Annotated in this window: 3 protein-coding genes; all 3 read right to left on the reverse strand. The window is 47.4% G+C overall.

Annotated elements, in window-relative coordinates; translation table 11 throughout:
• Positions 1-54: 54 nt before the first annotated feature.
• Positions 55-1,680: a recombinase family protein gene (locus J3350_RS13770; RefSeq protein WP_242700303.1), complete on the reverse strand. Its 1,626-nt coding sequence runs from the start codon at positions 1,678-1,680 to the stop codon at positions 55-57.
• A gap of 93 nt (positions 1,681-1,773) precedes the next feature.
• Positions 1,774-1,956 carry a hypothetical protein gene (locus J3350_RS13775; RefSeq protein ID WP_005924684.1) on the reverse strand — a complete coding sequence of 61 codons (183 nt, stop codon included), beginning with the start codon at positions 1,954-1,956 and terminating at the stop codon, positions 1,774-1,776.
• A 223-nt stretch (positions 1,957-2,179) separates the two neighbouring features.
• Positions 2,180-2,521, reverse strand: a complete 342-nt coding sequence (locus J3350_RS13780) for a replication initiator protein A (protein ID WP_207687009.1) — start codon at positions 2,519-2,521, stop codon at positions 2,180-2,182.
• Positions 2,522-2,967: the final 446 nt, after the last annotated feature.

Here is a 2,967-nt window from a genome sequence, read left to right on the forward strand (position 1 = left end):
CCCTCGCGCCCTGCGTCTGTAGGATAGTTCTCGGAGGTGACTTTTCTGACTTTGTTACTCGATGGCATCCAATGGGCCGATAAAGCGGTAGAAAATCTGGATTTTCTGGACGTATTCGCCATCGACCTTTTCCGCTTTGGATACCAGAATCTTGTCAATCAGCTGATGCAGAATCTTATAGTTCAGTTCGGTGATGCCAGCGTACTTGCTGACTTCATCAATAAAATCCTGAATCTTGTCCAGCTGATCGTGTTCAGCACGGCCTTCCCGCTCGTACTGCTCAATCTTCTCGGTCAGTTCAGCCTGTTCTTTGTCGTAGCGATCTGCAAGCATTTGAAAACGTTTCTCCGGGAGAAGTCCCTTTGATACGTCCTCATAAAGTTTTGCATACAGGTCTTCGATTTCTGCGATTCGTGCTTTACACTGCTTCAAATCCCGTTTGTGCTGCGCCCGGTCAGAGGACACCCGGAGGTGCATCTGATTTGCAATCTTCTTCACAAGGGCTTCCCGATTGCTCACAGCGGCCTTTGCGTGTGCCTGAATGTCCGCAAAGACAGCTTCATGCAGAACACGGGCTTCCAAATTATGCGAGTCACAGGCTTTCGCACCATATTTCCGATAAGTGCTGCAACAATAAAAGGTCTGATCCAGAACACTGTTACGTTTGCGCCTGTGCTCGACCTTGACTAACATCGTTCTGCCGCAGTCTGCACAGCGGACGATGCCCTTGAAGATATTGTCGTAGTCGGTCTTATCACACATAAAACAACCGGAACGGCTGTAAAGGATTCGCTGCACGTTTTCCCAGCGGTCTTGTGGGATGATTGCTTCATGTGTATTCGGAACGATAGCGCGTTCTTCAAACGGAATATAACGCCGCTTTTTGGATTTCATGGACACGGTGGGCTTGGCTTCGTAGATGATGTGTCCGGCGTAGACTGGGCTGTGCAGAACCTGACTGATATAGGCACTGTCCCAATCATACATCTTTTCATCATCAATAAAGCGGCCAAACATCTCTTTCTTGTAGTAACACGGCTTCAAGACTTTTTCATCGTGGAGCCGCTTGGCGATGCGGTGAAGCCCCAGCCCTTCCTCTGCCATTGAATAGATATACTCAACAACGGGTGCGGTGTTCGGGTCGATCACAAGGTGATTGTGGTCGGCAGGGTCTTTCTGGTAGCCAAACGGTGCGCCGCTGGAGATATACTTTCCACTTTTCTTGCGTGTCCGAAGGGCACTCTTGATTTTTCGGGAAGTGTCTTTGGCGTACATTTCATTGATGATGTTTCGGAACGGGGCAATATCCATCTGAGATTGCTCGTTGGAATCATAACCATCGTTGATTGCAATATAGCGGACACCGTGTTCAGGAAAGAAGATTTCCATATACGTTCCGGTTTCGATGTGGTTGCGTCCAAGTCGGGACTGGTCTTTGGTAATGACTGTTGCCACCTTTCCTTCCCGGATATCATCCAGAAGTTCCTGAAAGGCAGGGCGGTCAGAGTTCGTACCGCTGTAACCATCATCAACATAGTACTGGCAATTCCCGAAACCGTTGCGTGTGGCATACTCCATAAGCATTGACTTTTGAGTGCGGATGCTCAGGCTTTCGCTGTTTGAACCGTCATCTTTTGACAGTCGGCAGTATAAAGCAGTTACTTTTTTGTCCTTTTCCATGTGTACCTCCATAATGGAAAAGAGACCTCATCAATCACATTGTAGCGGATGCTGCGTGACGATGCAAGCCCTTTTCCGCAGTAAAACGTCCAATTAGCCAGCGGCTAGATACGATTCGGCAGTTTTACGAATTTCTTCTTCCGCAAGCCGCTGAAAAAGCGTATTCATCGGCACATTGCCGATATAATGGCGTTCCACGATCAGGCGCACGGACTTCGGACTTCTCGGCGCACGTTTGCGTGTGGTGGGCTTCTTCTCAGATTTTTCTTTGTTCAAGGGCAGACCTCCTCATTCATGTGGTGCAAATACGGAAAGGAATGGATGGATTCTATTCGTTTTTCTCTTTTTGTTTTATTACGTTGGTTAGGTGAAAGTTTTCTTCGATACAGTCTTAAAGGCTGCTATACTGCATAGGAAAAATCTCTTTTGCAGATGCCATTAAGAATCTGCATCACAGAATCGTGATTTTGGCGGTTCTTGAATCGTGAAAAACGCAGAACTATTCAACATTTGGAATTTTCACAAAGATGTGATTGGGCGAAGAAAACCGCGTTCGTCTGCGCTCAATCAATCCTGTAGCGTCCAATTCCTTAAGCGCACTGGAAACACTGACAGTGCTGCGCCCTAGCTGCTCAGCCAAAGAGCAAATCGTAAAAATGACAAACACGAAACCGCGTTCATCTATCCAGAGATTTTTCTGCGAGAGCGTGGCACGGTCGAGCAGCAGCACATAAGTCATTTTTGCAGTCTGGCTCAGGTCAAGTTCCAAAAGGAAGCGTGGGTATGGGAGAAACGGCGGCAGCAGAGTTTGCGTGGTAAGATATTCTGAAATGTTGATCACCTCCAGCTGAAGCAGAAATCAGAAACAAAGAGTATGTAACGAGAATTGGTGGGTTCCAATTCTCCAGTCGCAGAAAAGCACGAAACAAGTGCTCAACTGCGTTAATAAGTTAAGGTCTCCCATATTGGTCCTCGACTTCCCTAGGAGTGGGGAATCGTCCGGCGGCGGGCTTGCACCGCACCATTGGCATTTCAGCCACCCCGTCTTCGTTATGACCGGGCTGCGAGTTACAGAAGTACCTTTTGTGAAGTACCGGACGATTGAACTATTCACTTGTCAAGGAACATATGGAAGATTTCTGGACTTTGACGGACGAAAAACATCCTTCTACTTGGTAGCCGATGAAAAAGGCCATTTCGTAGCATTGCAAGCAATTTTGTAAACAAAACGTCATAATAGTCCGAGAATGGTCTTGAAAAAGATGCCCTACACTTGGTAGGCATCGA

Source organism: Faecalibacterium sp. Marseille-Q3530 (genome assembly GCF_017377625.1).
GTDB lineage: Bacteria > Bacillota > Clostridia > Oscillospirales > Ruminococcaceae > Faecalibacterium > Faecalibacterium prausnitzii_E.